Source organism: Mesorhizobium sp. M0678 (assembly GCF_040320505.1).
GTDB lineage: Bacteria > Pseudomonadota > Alphaproteobacteria > Rhizobiales > Rhizobiaceae > Mesorhizobium.
Map to the genome: position 1 here is coordinate 113,034 of NZ_JAMYPT010000007.1, position 21,828 is coordinate 134,861.

Here is a 21,828-nt window from a genome sequence, read left to right on the forward strand (position 1 = left end):
CGTCCGGTTCGCCAGCCTGAAAATCGCGCAGGCCGATTGTGCCGCATGCGAAGTGTTCTGTCTTTGACAGGAGGACGCAAACTCTGCATGAATTTTATCGAGCGGGTCTGAAGTCAGGCCACGTTTCTGGCAGGCACCGGAGGAGGTGTCGCGATTTGGAGGAATCCCATGCTGAACAGACGCCGATTCTTGATGAGCACCGCGGCGGCAGGTGCTGCCGGGCTCGCGGCATCGCATTTTATCCCCGCTTTCGCGCAGGACGCACCGCAGCTGCAGATCTTCGTGCCGGCGGCGCCGGGCGGCGGTTGGGACCAGACGGCGCGCGCCATGGACCAGGTGCTGCGCAGCGAAAAGCTGATCTCCGGCTCGCAGATTACCAATGTTGGCGGCGCCGGCGGCACCGTCGGCCTGCCGCAGTTCGTCAACCAGTGGAACGGCAAGGGCAATGCACTGATGGTGGCCGGCATGGTCATGGTCGGCGCCATTATCGCCAACAAGGCGGCCAACAACCTTACCGAGGTCACGCCGATCGCCCGCCTCACCGGCGAGTTCGAGGCGCTGGTGGTGCCGGCCGCCTCGCCGTTCAAGACTGCGGCCGACTTCGTTGCTGCCCTCAAGGCCGACCCGACGCAGGTTCCCGTTGCCGGCGGTTCGGCCGGCGGCTCGGACCACATCTTGTTCGGCCTCATCGCCAAGACCGTCGGTGTTCCGGCCACCAATCTCTCCTATGTGCCGTTTGCCGGCGGTGGCGAGGCGCTCTCGGCGCTGCTCGGCAACCAGGTCGCGGCCGGCATCTCCGGCTATGGCGAGTTCGCCGAACAGGTCAAGGCGGGTGCGCTGCGGCTGCTGGCCATCTCCGCAGATAAACGCCAGGAGGGAATCGATGCGCCGACGATGAAGGAAGCCGGCATAGATGTCGAGCTGTTCAACTGGCGTGGCGTCTTCGCACCGCCCGGCGTCTCGGACGCCGACAAGGCAGCAATGATCAAGCTGATCGAGACCATGGCCAAGAGCGACGCCTGGGCCACCGAATGCAAGAACCGCAACTGGACGCAGATCCTGCTCACCGGTGACGATTATGCGAAATTCGTCGCAGAAGACACGGCCCGCATCGGGACGATCCTCAAGGACCTCGGCCTAGCGTGATGCTCTCGGCAAGGGGCGGCAGCCTGCGCCAACCCTTGCCGACTTTCGCCAGCCGCATGGACATACGCGGCGCCGGAGGTGAAACTACGCCGAGATCGGCCGAGTGAGACCGGTCCAAGGAGAACCGGCCCGAAGGGACCGACATTGGGAGGACGATGATGAGCACCAGCGACCAGCCGGCGCCGCCGCGCCTTGCAGTGCCCGAACTGCTGATCGGCGTCGGGCTCCTCGCCTGTGCCGGTGCGGTTGCCTGGCAGACGCTGGCAATCCCGGTGTCGCCGCTCTATTCCAAGGTCGGTCCGACCGTCTTTCCCTACATCACCATGACCGGGATGATGATCCTGTCGCTGCTGCTCATCATTGCCGCCTTGCGGGGCGGATGGCAGCCGGAGGACGAAAAGGAGACGCCGACCGACTGGAAGGCGATGGGCATCGTCGCCCTCGGACTGATCGCCAATCTGGTGCTAATCCAGCCGCTCGGCTTTACCGCTGCATCTGTCATCATGTTCGTTCTCATCTGCCACGGTTTCGGCAGCCGGCGTCCGCTGCGTGACGTGCTGCTCGGGCTGATCCTGGCGCTGGCCGCCTATTTCGGCTTTGCCAGGGCGCTTGGCGTCAATATCGGCGCCGGCTTCATCGAAAACCAGCTGAACGCGATCGTCGATTCGGTCGTTGCCATGCTGAGGGGCTGACGCCATGGAAACGCTCGGCCATCTCGCGCACGGATTTTCGGTCGCCTTCTCGCCGATCAATCTCATATGGTGCCTGGTCGGCACCACGCTGGGGACTGCGATCGGCGTGCTGCCCGGCCTCGGGCCGGCACTGACCATCGCGCTGCTGTTGCCGATCACCTATCAGGTGGCGCCGGAGGCGTCCTTCATCCTGTTTGCCGGCATCTACTACGGCGCCATGTATGGCGGCTCGACGACATCGATCCTGCTCAACACGCCTGGCGAAAGCGCCACCATCGTCACCGCGCTGGAAGGCAACCGGATGGCCCGCTCCGGCCGCGGCGGTGCGGCCCTGGCGACCTCGGCGATCGGCTCCTTCGTCGCCGGCACGCTGGGCACCATCGGCGTTGCCTTCCTGGCGCCGATCGTCGTCAAATTCGCGCTGGCCTTCGGCCCGGCCGAATATTTCTCGCTGATGGTGCTGGCCTTCATCACGGTTTCGGCAGTGCTCGGCTCGTCGTCGGTGCGCGGCCTGACCAGCCTGTTCGTCGGCTTCGTCGTCGGCATGATAGGCGTCGACCTGCAGACGGGGCAGCCGCGCTTCACCTTCGGCACGAGCGAATTGCTCGACGGCGTCGACGTCATCGTCGTCGCCGTTGGCCTGTTCGCCGTTGGCGAGACGCTTTACATGGCCTCGCGCCGTTATGCCGGTAAGGACGATATCGTGCCGTTGAAAGGGTCGCTCTATATGACCGCGGCCGAATGGTCGCGCTCGTGGAGGCCATGGCTGCGCGGCGCCCTGATCGGCTTCCCGATAGGCGCCATGCCGGCCGGCGGCGCCGAAATCCCGACCTTCCTGTCCTATGCGATCGAGAAGAAACTCTCCAGACACAAGGAGGAGTTCGGCACCGTCGGCGCCATCGAGGGCGTTGCCGGGCCGGAGGCCGCCAACAATGCATCCGCGGCCGGCGTGCTGGTGCCGATGCTGACGCTCGGCCTGCCGACCTCGGCGACGGCCGCGATCATGCTGTCGGCGTTCCAGAGCTACGGTATCAATCCGGGGCCGCTGCTGCTGACGACACAGGCCGACCTGGTGTGGGGGCTGATCGCCAGCCTGTTCATCGCCAATTTCATCCTCGTCGTCCTCAACCTGCCGCTGATCGGGCTCTGGGTGCGATTGCTGAAGATCCCGGTCCCGCAACTCTATGCCGGCATCCTGGTGTTCGCCACGGTTGGCACTTACGGCATCTCGCAATCGCCGATCGACCTCGTCATCCTCTATCTGCTCGGTGCCGCCGGCTTTCTGATGCGGCGTTTCGATTTCCCGACCGCGCCCGTCATCATCGGCATGATTCTCGGGCCGCTTGCGGAAACGCAGTTCCGCCGCGCGATGACCATCTCCAACGGCGATTGGACGGTGTTCTACAAGCATCCGCTGTCGCTGACGCTGCTGACGCTGGCCTTCATCGGGCTGGTTGGACCGCATATCTGGGCCTACATCGAGCACAGACGCATGCGTGGACCGGAGCACGTGCCGGGCGATGCCTGAGCTGTTCGTGACGTCATGACAGACCTGCTTTCCGGCATCCGCGTTCTTGACCTGACCAATGTGCTGGCCGGCCCCTATTGCGCCTACCAGCTGGCGTTGCTCGGGGCCGACGTCATCAAGGTCGAGACGCCGCAAGGCGGTGATCTGGCGCGCCAGCTCGGCGCCTCGCCGGAGCTCAACCGGGCGGGCATGGGCGCTTCGTTCCTGGCGCAGAATGCCGGCAAACGCTCGGTGGCGCTCGATCTCAAGCAGGAGGCCGGCCGCGAACGCTTCCTCGATCTGGTCGCTTCGGCCGACGCGCTGGTCGAGAATTTCCGCCCCGGCGTAATGGACCGGCTGGGGCTTGGCCATGCCAGGCTGAAGGAGGTCCGGCCAAGCCTTGTCTATTGTGCGATATCGGGCTTCGGCCAGACCGGGCCGATGCGCGACAATCCAGCCTACGACCAGATCATCCAGGGTCTTTCCGGGATTATGAGCATCACCGGTACACCGGAAACGGCGCCGCTGCGTGTCGGCTATCCGGTTGCCGATACGCTTGGCGGGCTGGTCGGGGCGTTCGCCATTACCGCCGCATTGGTCAAGCAGAAGACGACAGGCGAGGGCGCGTTCCTGGACGTGTCGATGCTCGAATGCACGCTTTCTGCGCTCGGCTGGCCGGTGTCGAACTATCTGACGGCGGACGTCGAGCCGCAGCCGATGGGCAATGAAAACATGACGGCCGCACCGTCTGGCGCGTTTCGCACCGGCGACGGCTTGCTCAACATCGCAGCCAACAAGCAGGAGCAGTTCATCGCGCTGTGCCGATTGATCGGCCGGCCGGAGCTGGCCTCGGATGTCCGCTTTGCCGAGCGAGAAACGCGCAAGCAGAACCGCATTGCATTGAAAGCGCTGATCGAGGATGCCTTGGCGAGCGGCTCGGCCGCCGCCTGGGAGGAGACGTTCAATCGCGCCGGCGTGCCGGCAGGCCGGGTGCTGACAATCCCGCAGATACTGCAGGAGCAACAGGTGATCGAGCGCGGCATGACGGCGCGCTTCCAGGCTGTGTCCGGAATGGACAAGCCGCTGACCGTGGTGCGCGGCGGCTTCATGGTCGATGGCAAGGCACCTTTGCCGAGCAGGCCGCCGCCGGGGCTGGGCGAGCATATGGACGAGGTTTTTGCCGACCTGCCGCCACGCGCCAAGAAAAGAGCGAAGGCATGAGCGGAACGCAAAACAAGACTGGTCGCGCGCGCGGCGAGGAATGGTGGCAGACCGGCATCATCGAGATGCGCCCCGGCGTCATCCGGCTGCGCGGCTATGAAATCCAGGATCTGATCGGTCGCGTCAGCTTTCCGGCAATGATCTGGCTCATGCTGCGCGGCGAAACGCCAAGCGAGGAGCAGGCGGCGCTGCTTGGCATCGCGCTGGGTGCTGCCGTCGACCATGGGCCGCAGGCGCCGTCGATCGCCATCGCCCGTATGGCGATCACCTGCGGCGTCGGCATCAACAGCGCCATGGCATCAGCCGTCAACGTGCTTGGCGATGTGCATGGCGGCGCCGGCGAACAGGCGCTTTCCTTCTACGGAGACATCGCTGCCAAACTGGACGCCGGCATGCCGCTTGCGGACGCCGTGTCGGCGCGGCTCGATCGTTTCCTTGCCGGGGAAAACGGTTATGTGCCCGGGCTCGGCCATCGTTTCCATCCGGTCGACCCGCGGGCGCCCCGCCTCATCGAGCTAACCCGCGACTTTGCCGCGCGCGGCATCGTCAGCGGGCGCTTCGCCGATATCGCCGAGGCGATCGAGGCCGAGGTGGCGCGGCGCAAGGGCAAAAAAATCCCGCTCAATATCGACGGCGCCACGGCCGTCATCTACGGCGAGCTCGGCTTTCCGCCGCCGCTGACGCGCGGCCTTTTCGTGCTGTCGCGCTCGGTCGGCATCCTCGCACATGCGTGGGAACAGTCGCAGGAAAGCGACCGCAACAAGGGGCCGCTGCCGCGCGAATGGCTGTGGGCCTATACCGGCACGCCGGCGCGGCCTCTGCCCGAGGAAGACGATGGCAGTCAGTGAGGCATCGGTTCAAGAGACGGCGGCGGCGGGCGCTGGAACCAATTCCATCCCGACACAGTCGGGGCAGGCCTCCATCTTCTATTGAGCGGGATCTTTTCCGAACGCCGGACCCTGCTTTTTGGGATTATGCTCCAGCTCGGCAATCCTGATGTTCCTCACCAGCGTCGAAAGATCCGGCTCGTCGATGAGCAACGCCGCGTCGGCTGGTGCCAGCCACGCACGCTGACGCCTCCTGGCTTCCTGCCAGTCGGCAAGTTCCTCGGTTACTTCCAGCAAATAGACGACGACGTCGACACGGACGAAGCGGTTTGCCAGCCGCTTCCAGTAGCAATAGGTGCCGGCCGGTTGTTTCAGTGTCTTGCCGAGAACGCCGGCTTCTTCCTGTGCTTCGACAGTGGCCGCCTTGCGGCCGCTCTTGCCCTTCATCGGCCAGCCCTTCGGCACGATGAAGCGCCTCGTCGTTCGCGATGTGACCAGCATCACCTCGACATCGCTATGCTCGTTCAGCCGAAAGGGAATCGCCGCGACCTGGCGAACCCCGTCGCCCTTCCTTGCCTTGCGTACGACCTTCTTCTTGCTGGCTGCCATTCGATAATCCAGTCGAATCGGTGCCCAGACGGCAAGGGCAGCGTTGCAAACTCGCCCGCTTTCAATGGGGCGCAAGCGGAGCGGTTTCCACAATATATAAGTCGGCTAAATAAATGGAAAGGGCCGGTCGTCAGCGGCAGGTGCTGACAAAGCCGCTCCCCGACGGCAGCAACTGGCAAGTTGGCCTCATCTGCGGCACCTCCTGCCGTTGCGGTGTTGGGATTTGGCGATCCTGGGCACGGTACTGCTGTTGCTGCTGCTGGTATTGCTGCCGCCGCAGCCTGTTCTCCAACATCTGCAACTGGTCCTGCTGGATCAACACGTTGCGGTCGGCGGGACTGACGACCTGTGCCGATGCAGCAGGATTTACGCCCGACAGCATCGCCGCGGTCAGCATTGCCGACCCTAAAAACGTCAATAGACGAAGCCGTGACATCCATTCATTCCCGCACAAAACCGATCTTTCCTTAATATAGGGCTTTTGTCCGGCGACACCATGGCCGCCGCTGATTTGAAGCGGATTGGAAGAGGCATTTCGGCTTCGGATGCTCGTCGCGTCAATCGATTTCGCGCAGCCGGTATCCAACGCCGGTCTCGGTGGTGATATAGCGGGGCTGGTCGGGCGTTTTTTCGATCTTTTGCCTGATCTGCCGGACGTAGACTCTGAGATATTGAACGTCGGTGGAATCGCCCCAGACCTGCTTCAGCAGGAACTGGTGGGTGAGAACCTTGCCGGCGTGCTGCACCAAGGTGCGAAGAATGTCGTATTCCTTCGGCGAGAGCTTTATCTCCTTGTCCTCGACCTTGACGACGCGCTTCACCAGATCGACGGAGAGGTCGCCGGTTTGGAACACCGGTCTCTCACCCTGCTGCTGAAACTTGTGGCGAAGCGCTACGCGGATGCGTGCGACAAGCTCGTTCATACCGAACGGCTTGGTGACATAGTCGTCGGCGCCGAGTTCGAGGGCGGACACGATGCCGGCCTCATCAGTGCGGCTGGAAAGAATAACCACGGGAATGTCCAGGCCATCATCCCGCCATTTGCGCAGCAAATCATGGCCGCTCATGCCGGGGAGGCCGAGATCGAGCAGCACAAGGTCCGGCTTTTCCGTCTCGATGAGTTCAATCGCCGCCCTGGCGTTCGGCGCCTCGCTGATCGCATAGCCTTGGCTGCCAAGCCCGACGCGAAGCAGTTTCCGGATCGGCGGTTCGTCGTCGACCACCAATATCCTGACGTCCAGGCTCGTCATGCCAGATCGTCCATATTTTGATGGCCCGTCTCGGGTTCGCCGAGATTGGGCAGTTCCGCCGGCACCAGTTGCATCTTGATCGTGAAAACCGCCCCCGAGCGGTCGGACCTGTTTGCCGCCAAGAGCGTCCCGCCCATCGCTTCGATGAAGCCGCGGCAAATCGACAGGCCGAGCCCCGTGCCGGCACGCACCTGGTCACCCTTGCGCACACGGTAGAAAGTGTCGAAAACGCGCTCTAGATCCGCTGGCGGAATGCCTGGTCCCTCATCCATGATCTGCAGGATGACGAAGCCGTTGTCGGCCCAGGCTTGCAGGCGGATCGTCGAACCTGGCGGCGCGTATTTTGCAGCATTGTCGAGGAGGTTGAACAGCACCTGTTCGAACAGAACGGGGTCGACCCGCAACATCGGCAGATCCGATGGAATGTCGATCTCGGTCTTATGCTCGCCGACGAATTTGCGGGCCCGATACAGAGCTGAACCGACAATGTCGCCGAGATAGTGAAACGCATAGTTCGGCTCCATCGTGCCGGATTCGATCTTGGTCATATCGAGCAGATTGGCAATGAAGCGGTTAAGCCTCTCCGCTTCATCGAGCACGGTCGACAGCAGTTCCGTCCGGTCCTGCTCGGGAAGTGCGGCCTCGAAGTCCCTGAGTGTTCCGGCCGCGCCCATGATGGCGGCAAGTGGCGTCTTCAAATCGTGGGAAATGGAGGTGAGCAAGGCCGAGCGCAGACGGTCTGCCTCGGCCGCGAGCTTGGCCCGGTCAACATCGGCGACGAGCTGGATGCGCTCGATGGCGACCGCCGCCTGGTCGGCGAGCGCATCGAGCAGACGCTGCTGCTCGGGTGTCAGCAGCGGACCTTGCTTGTCGTTGTCGAGGCCGACAACGCCCACCGCCGTGCGTCCGGTCCGCAAGGGCAGATAGAGGCGCTTTGCTCCGGGCAGCGTGTCGGCGCCGCGCCCGGCGGCGCGGTTATGCTCCCAGGCCCAGCGGGCTGCTGCGATGTCGGCCTCGGCCAGCGTGTCGTCGGGTGGGTAGCCGGCTTTGACCGCAATTGTGCCGTTCTCCGGCAGAAGCAGCACCACGCGCAGCTTCAGCATCGAGGCGATCTGGAAGGCAGTCGCCCAGAGAACGTCATCAAGCGTCCCAGCGCCGGCGAGCTTCTTTGAGAAGAGATAAATATCTTCTGTGGCGCGTGCCCGCGAGCGCGCAGCGACCGCCTGACGCTGCACGCGCGCTGTTAGATTGCTGGCAATGACCGCAACAACCAGGAAGACAGCCAGCGCAACGATGCTCTCCGGATCCTCGATCGTCAGCGTGTAGCGTGGTTCCAGGAAGAAATAGTTGAAGGCAATGGCGCTGATGAGGCAGGCATACAAAGCCGGCCAGAGACCGCCGGTCACCGCCGACGTCAGGACCCCAATGAGAAAGATGATCGCCAGATTGCGGACGTCGAGAAACTGGTCGAGAAGAACGGCGAAGGCGAGCGAGCCAACAACATAGGCCGTGGCCCTGAGATAAGGCCAGATCTCGAACTGCCACTGCTCGTCCGCCGCCTTGACGGTCCTCGACGTCGCCTCGGCGTTGCGTTCGTTTCCCGAAATGACATGGACGCTGATGTCGCCGGCATTGCGGATGAGATCGTAAGTGAGCGAGCCTTCGATCAATTCCCGCCAGCGCGATCGGGTCGGCCTGCCGATCACGATATGGGTGAAGTTGTTCGCCGTCGCATGCCGAACGATGTCTTGCGCGACGTTCTGACCCGGAATGGTCGTCACCTCGGCACCGAGCTGCTCGGCAAGGCGCAGCTGCGTCGCCAGCCGATCCTTGTCCTCCTCGGGCATGGCCGCTGAATGAGGGGTATCGACATGAAGCGCCGTCCAAGGGGCGCGGAGCCGGTCGGCCAACCTCCGCGCATAGCGTACACGGGCCGCCCCGCCCGGACGCGCATCGACGCAGACGAGAACCCTTTCCCCCGCCGCCCAAGGCCCGGGTATCGCGTGGGCCTGCATGTGGGTCAGCAACTGCTCGTCGACCCGCTGGGCAGTGCGGCGGAGCGCCAATTCCCGGAGCGCCGTCAGATTGCCCGGCGAGAAATAGTTCTCGATGGCGCGCTGGGCGGTGCTGGGGATGTAGACCTTGCCTTCCTCAAGCCGTTTGATCAGATCGTCGGGGGTGAGGTCGATGATCTCGATGTCGTCGGCCTGGTCGATTATGGAGTCGGGGACAGTTTCCCGCACCCTGACGCGGGTGATCTGCGCCACGACATCGTTCAGGCTCTCGACGTGCTGGATATTCAGCGTCGTGTAGACATCGATGCCGTGCGTCAGGATTTCCTGGACGTCGAGATAGCGCTTGGGGTGACGGCTGCCGGCGACGTTGGTGTGGGCGAGTTCGTCGACCAGAACTAGCGCCGGGTGCCGGGCGAGGATGGCGTCGAGATTCATCTCCTCAAGGATCCGCCCCTTGTAATCGATCTCAAGGCGAGGAATGACCTCGTAGCCTTCGACCAGCGTCTGGGTTTCCTTGCGGCCGTGCGTCTCGACGATGCCGATCACCACGTCGACCCCGTCGGCCAGCCTGGCGCGGCCCGACATCAGCATCTCGTAGGTCTTGCCGACACCGGGGGCGGCGCCGAGAAATATCCTCAGGCGACCGCGCTCCTCCCGCTCGGCATGCTCGAGCAGCGCGTCGGGAGAGGGCCTGGTTTCGGCGGTGCGGCTGTCGTCTGGCATAAGGGTCAATCATGAACGGCGCCGGCTTCGGTGTCGATCCCGGCGCCGGTCCTTCACTGTTTCATCGCATCGTCCAGCGCAAGGTTGAGGGCCAGCACATTGACCACCGCCTCGCCGATGAATCCCAATTCGCGATCTTCGACATGGCTGTCGACAAGCGATTTGATCCTGGATTCATCGACGCCCCTGGCCTTGGCCACCCTGGCAACCTGAAAATAGGCCGCATCGGGGCTGATATGCGGATCGAGGCCGCTGCCGGACGTGGTGACCAGATTCATCGGTACCGGCTGGCTCGGGTTTTCGGCTCTCAGCTTTTCGGCGTCGCTCTTGATCCTGTCGATGAGCTTCGGGTTGGTCGGGCCGAGATTCGAGCCGCCCGAGGCGGCGGCATTGTAGCCGTCGCCGGCAGCCGACGGGCGGCCATGGAAGTAGCGGTCGCTTTCGAAAGCCTGGCCGATCAGCTCGGAACCGACGAGCTTGCCGTCCTTCTCGATCAGGCTGCCATTGGCCTGGCGCGAAAACAGCGCCTGGGCAATGCCGGTCATGCCGATCGGATAGACCAAACCCGTCAGAATGGTGAAGAAGACGATCATGACGATCGCGGGCCTGATTTGATTGAGCATCGACGAGGTTCCTTAGGCGAGACCGAGAGCGGTGATGGCCATGTCGATCATCTTGATGCCGACGAAGGGCACTACGACGCCGCCAAGGCCATAGACAATGAGATTGCGGCTGAGCAGCGCACCGGCGCCGACCGCGCGGTATTTGACGCCCCTCAGCGACAGCGGGATCAGCGCAATGATGATCAGCGCGTTGAAGATGATGGCCGAGAGGATAGCGCTCTGCGGCGTCGCCAGATGCATGACATTGAGCGCTTGCAGCGGCCCGGCGGTCTGGCCCGGGGCGATGTAGAAGACGGCGAATATTGCCGGGATGATGGCAAAATACTTGGCCACGTCGTTGGCGATGGAGAAGGTGGTCAGCGAGCCACGCGTCATCAGGAGCGCCTTGCCGATTTCGACGATCTCGATCAGCTTGGTCGGATCGCTGTCGAGATCGACCATGTTGCCGGCCTCGCGCGCCGCGACCGTGCCGGTGTTCATGGCAACGCCGACATCGGCCTGCGCAAGGGCCGGCGCATCGTTGGTGCCATCGCCGCACATCGCGACCAGTTTGCCTTTGGCCTGCTCGTCGCGGATCAGCTTCAACTTGTCCTCGGGCGTCGCCTGGGCAAGGAAGTCGTCGACGCCGGCTTCCGCCGCGATCGCCGCCGCGGTCATCGGATTATCGCCGGTGATCATCACCGTGCGGATGCCCATGCGGCGCAATTCGGCAAAGCGTTCTGCGATGCCGCCCTTGACGATGTCCTTCAGATGGACGACGCCGAGCAGGCGCCCGTCGCGCTCGACCGCGAGTGGAGTGCCACCCGATTTGGCGATCTCGTCGGCGATCGCCTGAAGGTCGCGGACGGTGTCGCTGCCGGGGCGCGTACTGCCTGTGGCAACGGTCGAGAGGTTGACGTGGGCAAGTACCGCATCGACTGCGCCCTTGCGGACTGAGGAGCCTTCCAGATCGACACCGCTCATGCGGGTTTGCGCGGTGAAGGGCACGAAAGTCGCGTGCAGGCTTGCCATGTCGCGGGCGCGGATGGCGTATTTTTCCTTCGCCAGGACGACGATCGAGCGGCCTTCCGGCGTTTCGTCGGCAAGCGAGGCAAGCTGAGCCGCGTCGGCCAGTTCCTGTTCGGTGACGCCCTTGACCGGACGAAATGCCGTCGCCTGACGGTTGCCCAGCGTGATGGTTCCGGTCTTGTCGAGCAGCAGCGTGTCGACATCGCCGGCCGCCTCGACGGCGCGGCCCGACATGGCGAGCACGTTGAAGCGCACCAGGCGGTCCATGCCGGCAATGCCGATAGCCGACAGCAGGGCGCCAATTGTGGTCGGGATCAGGGTAACGAACAGGGCGACCAGCACGGTCACCGAGATATAGCCGCCCGAATACGAGGCGAAGCTCGGGATCGTCGCCGTCGCCAGCACGAAGATCAGCGTCATGCCGACGAGCAGGATGTTGAGCGCGATCTCGTTGGGTGTCTTCTGGCGCTCGGCGCCCTCGACCAGCGAGATCATGCGGTCGAGGAACGTATGACCGGCAGCCGCAGTGATGCGCACGCGGATCCAGTCGGACAAGACCTGCGTGCCGCCGGTCACCGCCGAACGATCGCCTCCGGATTCGCGGATGACCGGTGCGGATTCGCCGGTGATGGCCGCCTCGTTGACCGACGCCACGCCTTCGACCACCTCGCCGTCCGAGGGGATGATGTCGCCGGCTTCGACAAGCACGATGTCGCCGACCTTCAGGCTGGTGCCGGGCACCAGTTTGAACTTGCTGCGGTCGCCACCGTTCAACAGCTTGGCCTGCGTCTCGGTTCGCGCCCGACGCAGCGAGTCAGCTTGCGCCTTGCCGCGGCCTTCGGCCACCGCTTCGGCGAAATTGGCGAAGAGCACGGTGAACCACAGCCAGATGATGATCTGCAGCATGAAGCCAAGATCGCCGCCGCTGGTAACAAGATCCTTGACGAACAGCACGGTGGTGAGCGCCGAGACGACGGCGACGACAAACATCACCGGGTTTCGCATCAAGGTGCGCGGGTTCAGTTTTCTGAAGGAACCGCCGATAGCGGGCCACAGAATGCGGGTATCCATGATGCTCACGGATTTCGACGGGCTCATTTGGTAGCTCCAGTGTCGATGTTGTTGACCGGTCGATCGTGTGCCGAACGAAGGTGCGGCGGCCCGTAAGCCAGCAGCCAGATCATGATCAAGGCTGCCGCAATAGCGAGGAATGTGGACAGCGTCGGGAAAGGAGGGGGTGTTTTCTCCCCCTCCGGCTCGGGGCGATGCCGGACCTTTCGAGGTATGATCTTGAACCAGGGCATGGCCGTTTCAGAATGTCTGACCGTTGATCATCGCCAGGTGCTCGACGATCGGTCCGACCGCCAGGGCCGGGAAGAAGGTCAGGCCGCCGACGATCAGGATGACACCGGCCAGCAGCCCGACGAACAGCGGACCGTCGGTCGGGAAGGTGCCGGCGGAGGCAGGGACGGTCTTCTTCGCAACCAGCGAGCCAGCAATCGCCAACGCCGGAATAATGACCAGGAAGCGGCCCATCAGCATGCCGATGCCGAGCGTTATGTTGTACCAGGGCGTGTTGCCGCTGAGGCCGCCAAAGGCGGAGCCATTGTTCGCCGCGGCCGAGGTGTAGGCATAGAGAACCTCGGAGAAGCCGTGCGGGCCGGCGTTGGCGATGGAAGCAACGCCGGTCGGCAGCATGACCGCGACAGCGGTGAAGATCAGCATTGCAAGCGGCAGGCAGAGCACGGCCAGCATAGCCATCTTGACCTCCTTGGCCTCGATCTTCTTGCCGAGATATTCGGGCGTGCGTCCGACCATCAGCCCGGCGACGAAAACGGCAATGACGATGAACATCAGGATACCGTAGAAGCCGGCGCCGACGCCGCCGACAATGACCTCGCCGAGCTGCATGTTGATGATGGGGATCATGCCGCCGAGTGCGGTGAAGCTGTCATGCATGGCGTTGACCGCGCCGCAGGATGCGGCCGTGGTGATGACGGCAAACAGTGCCGACAGGGCGATGCCGAAGCGGCTCTCCTTGCCCTCCATGTTGCCGCCGTCGACGCCCAGCGCATGGACGAGCGGATTGCCGGCGGTTTCCGCCCAGTAGCAGACGGCAACGCCGGCGATGAACAGCACGCCCATAGCCGACAGAATTGCCCAGCCCTGGCGCTGGTTGCCTACCATGCGGCCGAAGACATTGGTCAACGCCGCGCCGAGGGCGAAGATCGTCACCATCTGGATCAGGTTGGAGATTGCATCGGGATTTTCGAAGGGATGCGCTGCATTGGCGTTGAAGAAACCGCCGCCATTGGTGCCGAGCATCTTGATGGCAACCTGGGAAGCGACCGGCCCGACCGCGATAGTCTGTTGCGCGCCTTCGAGCGTCGTCGCGTTGACGTAGGCAGCGAGCGTCTGCGGCATGCCGAGATAGACATAGACCAGAGTCAACACGATGCAAAAGGGCAAAAGCAGGTAGAGCGTGCCGCGGGTCATATCGACCCAGAAATTGCCGATCGATTTGCCTGAGGCCCTGGCAAAGCCGCGGATCAATGCGACCGCAATGGCGACGCCAGTCGCCGCCGACAGAAAATTCTGCACGGTCAAGCCGGCCATCTGCACGAGATAGGACATCGTGCTTTCGCCGCCGTAGTTCTGCCAGTTGGTGTTGGTCATGAAGCTGGCGGCGGTGTTGAAGGCCAGCCCAGGTTCGACGGCGGTCATGCCGGCCGGATTGTAGGGCAGGCCGCCTTGCAGCCGTTGCAGCGAATAGAGCACCGGGAAGCCGGCCAGGTTAAAGAACAGCAGGGCCGCGGCGTAGGAAGTCCAGTGCTGCTCCTCGCGCTCGCTGGTCCCTGATATGCGGTAGAGCCCGCGCTCGAGCGGGGCCAGAATTGACGACAGGAATGTGCGCTCGCCGCTGAAAACGCGATGCATGTAGCCGCCGAGCGGCTTGGCCAGCAGAACGACGATCCCGCAATAGACGAGGATCTGCAGCCATCCGTTGATTGTCATGGGGTTGGCTCCTTGCCAGCGGAGATCAGAAGCGTTCCGGGCGAACGAGGGCGTATGTCAGGTAGGCGAGAAGAAACAAGGTCACGGCGCCGCCGAGGATATAGTCGAAAAGCATGTTACGATCCCCTAAACTTACAGCTTGTCGCAAGCTTTGATGTAGCCGAAGCATAGAGCAAAGAACGCGATTCCAATCGCGACAACAACTATGTCCACCGCGCATTTTCCTTATGTTGTATTTGTTTGTTTACTTTAACAAACTATCCAAACTCGTCGCCGCATCATGTCGGCGGCTGGATACATCGCTCCGGCGAATATGGATCAAAGTGCCATAAAGGTTCGAGACGGGACGCGGAGCAAAGAAATCAAAATCCCATAAGGATTTCGCCGCCTCGGCGCTGGCCACAGCTTCAGGGGGGAAAGTGCGCGCCGGCGCGCGAAGCTGCCGGAGCTCAGTTCGCGCGGGTGTAGATCACCGCGTAGTAGTCCGCATAGGCCCGCTTCCAGCCCAGTTCGTCGAAGAACGGAATGCGGCTGTCGTCGGCGGTCAACAATGCCCAGCCTATCGTATATTTGTCGAGTTGGGCTTTCAGGATCGGCTTGCCCCGGCTGTGCCCCGTCTGCTCATCCGTTTCCGTAAAGCCATTCAGGAAGAGCTGATCCGCCCGGCCGTCGATAAACGTCCTGATGCCATGGAAAATCAGCGTGCCGCCGAAATCGTAGGAGTTCAGCAGATTGCCCGACAGATTATGGGTTTGGGCAAAGGCCAGTGCGTCCCTCGCCGAGGTCTTCTGGCTCGGCGCGACCGGATAGGTCGTGAAGGCGGCAGCCGCCAAAACCAGCAAAACGGCAAGTCCAGCACAAATCCTGGAAAATTGTCGTGCGAAAAATTGTTCAAGTCCGTCACGCTTTTCCGCCGCCCATTTCTCGGCTGAAAGCGCTGGATATTGTTGCGCGACCTCGACGGCAAGGACCACCGGCACGAGAAGAAAGAACAGGTACATGAACCGTATGTGGGTGAGATAGACGTGCAACGTGAAGACAAGGAACAGCGCCTTGGCCCAGCCAATGCGCAATCTCGACACGAGCAGCCCGAAAAACGCCACCAGCAGGGCCACCTCCTGGGGGGTGTGCCGCGAGGCGTCGAAGGGTTGCCACTCCGCAATGTAAGGCACCGCCTCATTGCCATAGGCCACGGTGAATGTGGCGAGTATGGCCTTGACGCCATAGGGATTGAGCAGGCTGACCAGCGGGCAAAGCAGCCCGAAAACGATCCACTTGGCCAGCAGCCGGGGGTTCGACAAGCGTGTGCGCATGACGAGATCGAGGCCGGCGAAGGCGGCGATGACGAAACCGAAGGTGAAGGTGGCATGGAGATTGGCCCACAGGCATAGCAGCGCCAGCAGCCATAAGGGCGGTGCTTTCTCGTTGCGTGCGGCCTGGAAAAGACCGGCGGTCCAGACGACGATGATGGGCAAGGTAAAGATGTGCGGCCGGGCGACATAGATTGGCCCGATCAAGAGCGCGAGAACCAGCGTCAGTCCTATCGCCAGCGTCGGCTTCAACCACGCGCCGAGATACCACGACGTCAAGAAGACCGTCAGCGCGATTACTGCAGTCGCCAGCAGCACCACGCCGTTCCAGCCGCCGGCTTCAAAGGCAATTGCAAGGAGAACCTGGCTAAGCCATTCCTTGGCGATCCATGGCTGGCCGGCAAAAGTGTAGGAATAGATGTCGACGGTAGGGAATGTGCGGCTTGCCAGCATATCCATGCCGACCTTGATGTGCCACCAGCTATCAGGATCCTGCAGGAGGGAGGTGGCAAAGGCGAGGAGCGCCGCCGCCATCACGACCGCCGCCAGCAGGCAAAACACCAGCCTCACACGCCGTATGTCGTCTATCGATGGCCTCGCCTCACCAGATATCCCGCGCATATGGCATCCCTGAGCCGCGATAGCGGAAGGGATAGGCCGAATTTGTTAGAAAACCGATAAGCTGCAGGATTGCGGCCACAACCCTGTGCCGCGCGTCCAATCGGCTCGGCGGCTTAGCCCTCGGCCTTGAAGTTCTTGGCTTCCTTCTCGACCTTCGGGTTGTCCTTGCCGTGCTTGCGCATCAGATCCTTCGCCTGCTTCGGCGAAACGTCGGTGGTTTCGGCCAGACGCAGAGCCTCCTTTTCGTCCGCATCGCGCGTCTTGCGGTCGGCCATTGTGGTTTTCTTGTCAGCCATTACGACGCTCTTATGCTTTCGGCGATTTCGTTCAGCACCTTGCGGTCGGTGCCGTGGCGCTTGATCAGCGTGCGTGCCTGATCCGGGGTGATGCCCGCTTCCTCGGCGAAGTGACGTACCTCGTAGTCTTCGCCGCCCGCCATTCGTGAGCGGTCGCGACTGTCGGTCTTGGTTTTGTCGTCGGCCATGGCAGCTCTCCTCATCTCGACGAGAGCATAACGGGCAAGATTTCAGCGAGTTCCTTCGAGCGTGTCGCCCAATTACCGCCTTCGGGCATGACCCGGCATGCGCGGCGGTTTGCTCAAAGCAGGGGCTTGGCGTCAGGCCGGCCTTCGCGCACAAATAGGCTGGCCTCTTTGGCGGCGCTGCCAACCGCCCGCCACTGCTCCTGGGCGCAGCCTGGTATTCGTTCCGGATTGCTAATGGGAGCGATGGTCGAACACGACGCCCATGGTCCTACCAACGGCCGTCATGACGATAAGCTCGACCAGATCGTCGTCACTGTTGCCGCAGGCCGGGGCCGTCCTGCGAACGATGTCCAGCATCGCCCTCGTCGATATGGTGTCGCCGGCACCGAACCGTGAAAGCGCAGATGAAACAAGCTCTTGGGCCGTCAAGTCGGCGACGGTCACCCTCTGCACCACGTTCATTGGCTTCCTCCCACCATGAACCCTCTCCCGGGAGAATGATACGCCGAACGTCGCGTTTCGCCAGCAAAATGGTGGTCCTACCAGCGCGTGGGCAGCGACCGAAATCGTCGGTTTTGCGGGAGGCAATCCGGGCGCGAGGCGGCAGCGCTTTTGTGCCATGCGACTTCGCCATAGACCCAATCCCGGCGGCCGGGATCGGTCTCAATTTTATTTACTGGCAGTCTAATGCTTGGCAGTGTGGTCTGCTCGGTTGCGGCCGAAGCCGGCGCAGCAAGAACCACGGTGCGGGCAGAACCGGTCTGTCTTTTTTGTTTGACGCAATTCCGGACGGAAAGCCGTTCACACGTTTTCCTGGAATTGCTTGTCTTGTGACTCTAGGCGGCCAGGTCGCTCGGAAGCTTGCCGCCATTTTCGGCCAGCTTTTTCATCAGTGCGTCGTGCAGCCACAGATTCATCGTTACAGTGTCGTTCATATCGCCGGTGTAGTTCAGCTCGTGGGCAAGCTCCTTGCGGGCGCCGAGGCTGCTGTCGATATTCAGAGCCTTCATCAGGTCGACGATCGAATTCTTCCAGTTGAGTTTCTGCCCCTTCACGGCCACCGCCTTGTCGAGAATGGCAGCGATGTCCGGGGCAGAGGACGGCGCGGCCGGAGCCGGGGCCGGGGCGGATCGGGTAGGCGCCGTCGGCTGGGTGGCCGTGCTCGAAGCAGGCGCGGGAGACGGTTGCGCCGGCGGCGCTTCGGCCGCAACCGCGTTTCCGAAAATCGCACCTTTGATACTGTCGAAAATGCCCATTGCTATCTCCTGTGTTGGCTCGACGGTGTGTTGCCTTGACGGTCGGTGGGGCGACCGTTGCCGAATGCCGCATTGAGCGCCCTGGTTGTACCAGACCACGAACGCAACGCAGGGGCAACTCAAAACTGACTAAAAGGTAAAGGCTTGGTTGCATTGGGGGATCGGCTCAGTGATCCGGCCCGAGAGTAGAATAGATTGGATCGCGGCCCGACAAATCGTCACGCGCAATGGACGAGGGAACGGTCAGCAGCCAGTTTTGCTGACGCAGACCAGAAAAATCATCTAGATTCGTGTTCGCAATTCGCTGAGAGGAACGAAGCCATGACAGCAGTCGTCGCATCCGACAGGCTCGAACGTTCGCTGGTTTGGGCAGAGGACGATCCGTCGGTCAAATGGGCTGGCGCTTTCGCGGTTTACGGCGGGCACGGCACCACCCAGTCCTCGGTCATTGTCTACGAGATCGAGCCCGGCAAGCGGCTTGGTTGGCACACCGACGCCACCGAAGAGACGCAATACATCATCGCCGGCACCGGCGAGCTGTACATCGAGGGCGGCAGCACCCACCCGGTCGGGCCCGGCAGCGTCCTGGTACTTCCGACGCCGGTCCGGCACGACCTCGTCAACACCGGCACCGAAACCCTGCGCGCCGTCGCTTTCTTTGCGGCGGCGATGTTCACGCAGACATTCGACGATGTCATGCTGCCGCCGAAATCCCATGTCCTCGGCACGCCCAATCGTGCGGGCTGAATGCGTGCCGGCGAGAATCACTAGGCCTGCGGATTGCGGACTCGGAGCTGATATGAGCGCGCGCGCGGCCGGCAAGCGGTTTGGCGTCGTTACGCGCTCGCGTCATGGGCGGACCGGCTGATGGCGCCCGTCAAGGTCGATCCCGCCAAGGTGCGCGAGTTCAGGGATGCCGAAAGCTTCCATGCCTGGCTTGGCGAGCATCACGACAGCGAGGACGAAGTCTGGATCAAGATCCATAAGCTCGATTCGGGACTGCCGTCGATCACGCCGAAGCAAGCCATCGACGTGGCGTTGTGCTGGGGCTGGATCGATGCGGTGCGCAAGGCCTTGGACGGCAAAAGCTACCTGCAGCGCTACACCCCGCGCGGCAGGAAGAGCACCTGGAGCCAGATCAATGTCGACAATGTCGCCCGGCTGATCGAGGAGGGCCGGATGATCGAGCACGGGCTGAAGCAGGTCGAGGCAGCCAAGGCCGATGGCCGCTGGGCGCGCGCTTACAAGAGCGGCAAGGAGATGAAGATCCCCGACGACCTCCAGGCGGCAATAGACGCCGAGCCCAGGGCGAAAGAGATGCTGGCAAAGCTCAGCGGGCAAAACCGCTTCGCGCTAGCCTTCCGCACCCACAACATGAAAACCGAAGCCGGACGCAAGAAGAAGATCGCGGCGTTCGTGGAGATGCTGAAGCGCGGCGAGACCATCTATCCGCAGGGCAGAAAGTGACATCTGACGAGGCGTGCCGGCGCTGCGTCTTGTACTTGTCCCTACCGGCGAGCCCCGAACGCGGCCGGATCGCTGCTCAAGCCCACCTTCGATCCTGGCGATGTCGCAGACGATTGTTTTCGGCGAGCGTCGCCTGCCATTTCGACACCATCTCTCATTCGTTTAATCGATGCAGGAAAAAGTCTCGTCCTCACAGTCGGCATAGTATATTAGCAGGCGCTGTTATGAGGTTTTTGCCCGTTCAGGAGCCGACTGGCACGTGGGCCGTGTTTGATGCGACCGTGGACGTGCCTGCGGATTTCGCTGGCAGTTGCCTTATCGGCTTGCCGCGGGAGCGGGCGGAGTGGCTCGCAGCAAGAGCCAATCGAGATGCTGCAAAAGGCACTTCGATTTGCCGGTTGTCAGCTGCCGGACCGGCACAAGCCGCGGTTCTTAGACTTAGACCGATAGGAGAGATTTCGATGATGCAAGAAAGGGTAATGGCGGCTGCGTTGGCAGCCAGGAATCAGGAAGCGGATATTCGTGGTGTCTTCGACATCACCAACAAAACCGATGCGCCAATTGGCCCCCGCCGATTGGGCGAGGCTATCCACTTTGTCGCCAATGCACCTATCGTTGGCTATGATGTTCACGCCGCCGTCATCAGATATGGCCCACTCGGAACCCCCAGCCTCAGAGCAACAGATTGCGCACAGCTGTGGGAGAAGTTCGGCGAGGCCTTGCTGCAACACTGACGGGCAGACCTTTGGCGCGTATGGTACCACCATCGTGCAGGACACTTTCCTGGCGAGAACGACATGAAGCCTGCCCGGTAATGTTGCAATTAAATTAGCGTGAGTGCATATTTTTTGCTGGCTGGACTCGCAACCGGCCAGGCCCGGCGGCCGGCCGCCAACGGGCTGTCTGGCCGGCGACAAATGGCTCCGCAGGCTCGACGGTCCCTTGGCAAGATCGCCGGAACCACAGCATGATGCGGCAAAACGGGTTTGGGAGAATGACATGCCGAAGGTTTCGGAACTCTTTTTCAAGACAGCCATCATCTTTCTTATTCTGGGAATTGCAGCTGGCCTGCAGATGGCAATTTCAGGCGATCACGGCGCGTTTCCGGCTCACGCGCACATCAACCTGCTGGGCTGGGTCACCAGTGCAATATTCGGCGGCTATTATGCGCTGAACCCGGCGAAGGCTGCCCGCAGGAGCGCGATGATCCACTATGGCGTCTACAATCTCGGCCTGGTCGTGATGCTGCCGGCGCTTTACCTGATGCTGCAGGGAAATCCGGCGCTCGAGCCGATCGTGGCCACCGGCTCAATGATCGTCGCTGTCGCCGTGCTGATCTTTGCCTTCGTGGTTTTCTCCGCCGAAACAGAGCGCTCGGTCTCGGGAATACAAGCGGTCCCGCGCTAGACGGGGCGGCGCCGGTGCCGAGTCGACCAAGCCCGTGCTTCTGGTGAAGCGCGGGCCGATTGGTTGTAGGCTGATCTGAGGTAAGGGTGCGGCGAAGATGAAAGCCGCTCAGTAGCCTTCGCGCGCCCCTCTGCCTGCCTGCCTCAAGATACTGCATCGCAGCGGCAGTCGCCGTCCAGTGTCCCTTCAGACTCGGCGAGCCGGTGAGATTTAACTGGCGGAGAGAGCGGGATTCGAACCCGCGTTACGGTTTCCCGTAAACACACTTTCCAGGCGTGCGCCTTCAACCACTCGGCCACCTCTCCGTCCTTTTAGCATTTTCGACGCGGCCGGTTTCGCCGCGCGGGTTGGGGAGATGCATCTCCTTTGGGATTCCGGCCGGAATTCCGGCCGTGGGCGCCGTCAACCAGCGGATACCCTTTCCCCGCACCCGAGCCGTCAAAGCAACAGGCGCGGGGCTCATCTAGTCGATCCGGTGCCGAATGCCAAGACATAACGGCAGTCTATTCGCTTTGCCGGATAGGGATGCTCAGCCCATGTTATCGGAGCACCCGTTGGGAGCCTATCGAAACGATCGGCGGAGGTGTGCTTGCCGTCCGGCGCGCCACCGGTTCCGGCGAACCGGCGGTCGCGGGTTCAACTTCACG

22 protein-coding genes and 1 tRNA gene are annotated in these 21,828 nt (G+C 62.4%); 9 read left to right on the top strand and 14 right to left on the bottom strand.

Features of this window, described 5'->3' with window-relative positions; translation table 11 throughout:
- The first annotated feature begins 168 nt into the window (after positions 1-168).
- The 5 genes from NKI29_RS15155 to NKI29_RS15175 all read left to right on the top strand — a co-directional run bounded on the left by NKI29_RS15155 (position 169) and on the right by NKI29_RS15175 (position 5,414).
- Positions 169-1,146 carry a Bug family tripartite tricarboxylate transporter substrate binding protein gene (locus NKI29_RS15155; protein WP_352568212.1) on the top strand — a complete coding sequence of 326 codons (978 nt, stop codon included), beginning with the start codon at positions 169-171 and terminating at the stop codon, positions 1,144-1,146.
- 158 nt (positions 1,147-1,304) lie between these two features.
- Positions 1,305-1,838, top strand: a complete 534-nt coding sequence (locus tag NKI29_RS15160) for a tripartite tricarboxylate transporter TctB family protein (RefSeq protein WP_352453996.1) — start codon at positions 1,305-1,307, stop codon at positions 1,836-1,838.
- A 4-nt stretch (positions 1,839-1,842) separates the two neighbouring features.
- Complete coding sequence (locus NKI29_RS15165; protein WP_352796608.1) at positions 1,843-3,366, top strand: tripartite tricarboxylate transporter permease; 1,524 nt, start codon at positions 1,843-1,845, stop codon at positions 3,364-3,366.
- Positions 3,367-3,381: 15 nt separating this feature from the next.
- Positions 3,382-4,566 (top strand): CaiB/BaiF CoA transferase family protein, encoded by a 1,185-nt coding sequence (locus NKI29_RS15170; protein WP_352568210.1) that lies wholly within the window; start codon positions 3,382-3,384, stop codon positions 4,564-4,566.
- Entirely contained in the window at positions 4,563-5,414 is an 852-nt protein-coding gene (locus tag NKI29_RS15175) for a citryl-CoA lyase (protein WP_352796610.1), read from the top strand. Before NKI29_RS15170 ends, NKI29_RS15175 begins: the two co-directional genes overlap by 4 nt.
- A 78-nt stretch (positions 5,415-5,492) precedes the next feature.
- Here NKI29_RS15175 and NKI29_RS15180 read toward each other — a convergent pair whose 3' ends face one another.
- The 13 genes from NKI29_RS15180 to NKI29_RS15240 all read right to left on the bottom strand — a co-directional run bounded on the left by NKI29_RS15180 (position 5,493) and on the right by NKI29_RS15240 (position 18,307).
- Positions 5,493-6,002: an NUDIX hydrolase gene (locus NKI29_RS15180; protein WP_352568209.1), complete on the bottom strand. Its 510-nt coding sequence runs from the start codon at positions 6,000-6,002 to the stop codon at positions 5,493-5,495.
- Between the two features lie 130 nt (positions 6,003-6,132).
- Entirely contained in the window at positions 6,133-6,588 is a 456-nt protein-coding gene (locus tag NKI29_RS15185; protein WP_352568207.1) for a hypothetical protein, read from the bottom strand.
- A complete protein-coding gene (locus NKI29_RS15190) occupies positions 6,560-7,252 on the bottom strand; it encodes a response regulator transcription factor (protein WP_352454001.1) in 693 nt (230 codons plus the stop codon). Before NKI29_RS15190 ends, NKI29_RS15185 begins: the two co-directional genes overlap by 29 nt.
- Positions 7,249-9,990: a DUF4118 domain-containing protein gene (locus tag NKI29_RS15195; protein WP_352568206.1), complete on the bottom strand. Its 2,742-nt coding sequence runs from the start codon at positions 9,988-9,990 to the stop codon at positions 7,249-7,251. Before NKI29_RS15195 ends, NKI29_RS15190 begins: the two co-directional genes overlap by 4 nt.
- Positions 9,991-10,043: 53 nt before the next feature.
- Positions 10,044-10,613 carry a potassium-transporting ATPase subunit KdpC gene (kdpC, locus tag NKI29_RS15200; RefSeq protein ID WP_023675296.1) on the bottom strand — a complete coding sequence of 190 codons (570 nt, stop codon included), beginning with the start codon at positions 10,611-10,613 and terminating at the stop codon, positions 10,044-10,046.
- Positions 10,614-10,625: 12 nt separating this feature from the next.
- A complete protein-coding gene (gene kdpB, locus NKI29_RS15205; RefSeq protein ID WP_352568204.1) occupies positions 10,626-12,719 on the bottom strand; it encodes a potassium-transporting ATPase subunit KdpB in 2,094 nt (697 codons plus the stop codon).
- Positions 12,720-12,932: 213 nt separating this feature from the next.
- The gene (gene kdpA / locus NKI29_RS15210) at positions 12,933-14,636 is read right to left on the bottom strand and encodes a potassium-transporting ATPase subunit KdpA (RefSeq protein WP_352568203.1); all 1,704 of its coding nucleotides are present in this window, start codon (positions 14,634-14,636) and stop codon (positions 12,933-12,935) included.
- Between the two features lie 25 nt (positions 14,637-14,661).
- Positions 14,662-14,751: a K(+)-transporting ATPase subunit F gene (locus NKI29_RS15215; RefSeq protein WP_023675300.1), complete on the bottom strand. Its 90-nt coding sequence runs from the start codon at positions 14,749-14,751 to the stop codon at positions 14,662-14,664.
- Positions 14,752-15,085: 334 nt separating this feature from the next.
- Positions 15,086-16,567 (bottom strand): hypothetical protein, encoded by a 1,482-nt coding sequence (locus tag NKI29_RS15220; RefSeq protein ID WP_352568202.1) that lies wholly within the window; start codon positions 16,565-16,567, stop codon positions 15,086-15,088.
- Positions 16,568-16,680: 113 nt separating this feature from the next.
- Positions 16,681-16,863 carry a hypothetical protein gene (locus NKI29_RS15225; protein WP_352568201.1) on the bottom strand — a complete coding sequence of 61 codons (183 nt, stop codon included), beginning with the start codon at positions 16,861-16,863 and terminating at the stop codon, positions 16,681-16,683.
- Complete coding sequence (locus NKI29_RS15230) at positions 16,863-17,051, bottom strand: DUF3606 domain-containing protein (protein WP_023675302.1); 189 nt, start codon at positions 17,049-17,051, stop codon at positions 16,863-16,865. The genes NKI29_RS15225 and NKI29_RS15230 overlap by 1 nt, the downstream gene beginning before the upstream one ends.
- Positions 17,052-17,282: 231 nt before the next feature.
- Positions 17,283-17,513, bottom strand: coding sequence for a hypothetical protein (locus NKI29_RS15235; RefSeq protein ID WP_023675303.1), 231 nt, complete (start codon positions 17,511-17,513; stop codon positions 17,283-17,285).
- 374 nt (positions 17,514-17,887) lie between these two features.
- Complete coding sequence (locus NKI29_RS15240; RefSeq protein ID WP_352796612.1) at positions 17,888-18,307, bottom strand: DUF3597 domain-containing protein; 420 nt, start codon at positions 18,305-18,307, stop codon at positions 17,888-17,890.
- Positions 18,308-18,628: 321 nt separating this feature from the next.
- Between NKI29_RS15240 and NKI29_RS15245 the strand changes: the two genes are divergently transcribed.
- The 4 genes from NKI29_RS15245 to NKI29_RS15260 all read left to right on the top strand — a co-directional run bounded on the left by NKI29_RS15245 (position 18,629) and on the right by NKI29_RS15260 (position 21,181).
- Positions 18,629-19,054, top strand: a complete 426-nt coding sequence (locus NKI29_RS15245; RefSeq protein ID WP_352568199.1) for a cupin domain-containing protein — start codon at positions 18,629-18,631, stop codon at positions 19,052-19,054.
- Between the two features lie 120 nt (positions 19,055-19,174).
- Complete coding sequence (locus NKI29_RS15250) at positions 19,175-19,774, top strand: YdeI/OmpD-associated family protein (protein WP_352568198.1); 600 nt, start codon at positions 19,175-19,177, stop codon at positions 19,772-19,774.
- Positions 19,775-20,235: 461 nt separating this feature from the next.
- A complete protein-coding gene (locus tag NKI29_RS15255; RefSeq protein WP_031211351.1) occupies positions 20,236-20,508 on the top strand; it encodes a hypothetical protein in 273 nt (90 codons plus the stop codon).
- Positions 20,509-20,773: 265 nt separating this feature from the next.
- The gene (locus NKI29_RS15260; protein ID WP_023675307.1) at positions 20,774-21,181 is read left to right on the top strand and encodes a hypothetical protein; all 408 of its coding nucleotides are present in this window, start codon (positions 20,774-20,776) and stop codon (positions 21,179-21,181) included.
- 215 nt (positions 21,182-21,396) lie between these two features.
- On the opposite strand, the gene NKI29_RS15265 is transcribed toward NKI29_RS15260, so the two are convergent.
- Positions 21,397-21,486 (bottom strand) — tRNA-Ser (locus NKI29_RS15265).
- Positions 21,487-21,828: the final 342 nt, after the last annotated feature.

Coding starts and splice junctions, on each gene's coding strand:
- NKI29_RS15165 (WP_352796608.1), top strand. CDS start 1,843: ATGGAAACGCTCGGCCATCTCGCGCACGGATTTTCGGTCGCCTTCTCG.
- NKI29_RS15190 (WP_352454001.1), bottom strand. CDS start 7,252: ATGACGAGCCTGGACGTCAGGATATTGGTGGTCGACGACGAACCGCCG.
- NKI29_RS15195 (WP_352568206.1), bottom strand. CDS start 9,990: ATGCCAGACGACAGCCGCACCGCCGAAACCAGGCCCTCTCCCGACGCG.
- NKI29_RS15160 (WP_352453996.1), top strand. CDS start 1,305: ATGAGCACCAGCGACCAGCCGGCGCCGCCGCGCCTTGCAGTGCCCGAA.
- NKI29_RS15230 (WP_023675302.1), bottom strand. CDS start 17,051: ATGGCCGACGACAAAACCAAGACCGACAGTCGCGACCGCTCACGAATG.
- kdpA (WP_352568203.1), bottom strand. CDS start 14,636: ATGACAATCAACGGATGGCTGCAGATCCTCGTCTATTGCGGGATCGTC.
- NKI29_RS15155 (WP_352568212.1), top strand. CDS start 169: ATGCTGAACAGACGCCGATTCTTGATGAGCACCGCGGCGGCAGGTGCT.
- kdpB (WP_352568204.1), bottom strand. CDS start 12,719: ATGAGCCCGTCGAAATCCGTGAGCATCATGGATACCCGCATTCTGTGG.
- NKI29_RS15215 (WP_023675300.1), bottom strand. CDS start 14,751: ATGCTTTTCGACTATATCCTCGGCGGCGCCGTGACCTTGTTTCTTCTC.
- NKI29_RS15235 (WP_023675303.1), bottom strand. CDS start 17,513: ATGAACGTGGTGCAGAGGGTGACCGTCGCCGACTTGACGGCCCAAGAG.
- NKI29_RS15180 (WP_352568209.1), bottom strand. CDS start 6,002: ATGGCAGCCAGCAAGAAGAAGGTCGTACGCAAGGCAAGGAAGGGCGAC.
- NKI29_RS15260 (WP_023675307.1), top strand. CDS start 20,774: ATGCCGAAGGTTTCGGAACTCTTTTTCAAGACAGCCATCATCTTTCTT.
- NKI29_RS15240 (WP_352796612.1), bottom strand. CDS start 18,307: ATGGGCATTTTCGACAGTATCAAAGGTGCGATTTTCGGAAACGCGGTT.
- kdpC (WP_023675296.1), bottom strand. CDS start 10,613: ATGCTCAATCAAATCAGGCCCGCGATCGTCATGATCGTCTTCTTCACC.
- NKI29_RS15220 (WP_352568202.1), bottom strand. CDS start 16,567: ATGCGCGGGATATCTGGTGAGGCGAGGCCATCGATAGACGACATACGG.
- NKI29_RS15170 (WP_352568210.1), top strand. CDS start 3,382: ATGACAGACCTGCTTTCCGGCATCCGCGTTCTTGACCTGACCAATGTG.
- NKI29_RS15250 (WP_352568198.1), top strand. CDS start 19,175: ATGGCGCCCGTCAAGGTCGATCCCGCCAAGGTGCGCGAGTTCAGGGAT.
- NKI29_RS15245 (WP_352568199.1), top strand. CDS start 18,629: ATGACAGCAGTCGTCGCATCCGACAGGCTCGAACGTTCGCTGGTTTGG.
- NKI29_RS15255 (WP_031211351.1), top strand. CDS start 20,236: ATGATGCAAGAAAGGGTAATGGCGGCTGCGTTGGCAGCCAGGAATCAG.
- NKI29_RS15225 (WP_352568201.1), bottom strand. CDS start 16,863: ATGGCTGACAAGAAAACCACAATGGCCGACCGCAAGACGCGCGATGCG.
- NKI29_RS15175 (WP_352796610.1), top strand. CDS start 4,563: ATGAGCGGAACGCAAAACAAGACTGGTCGCGCGCGCGGCGAGGAATGG.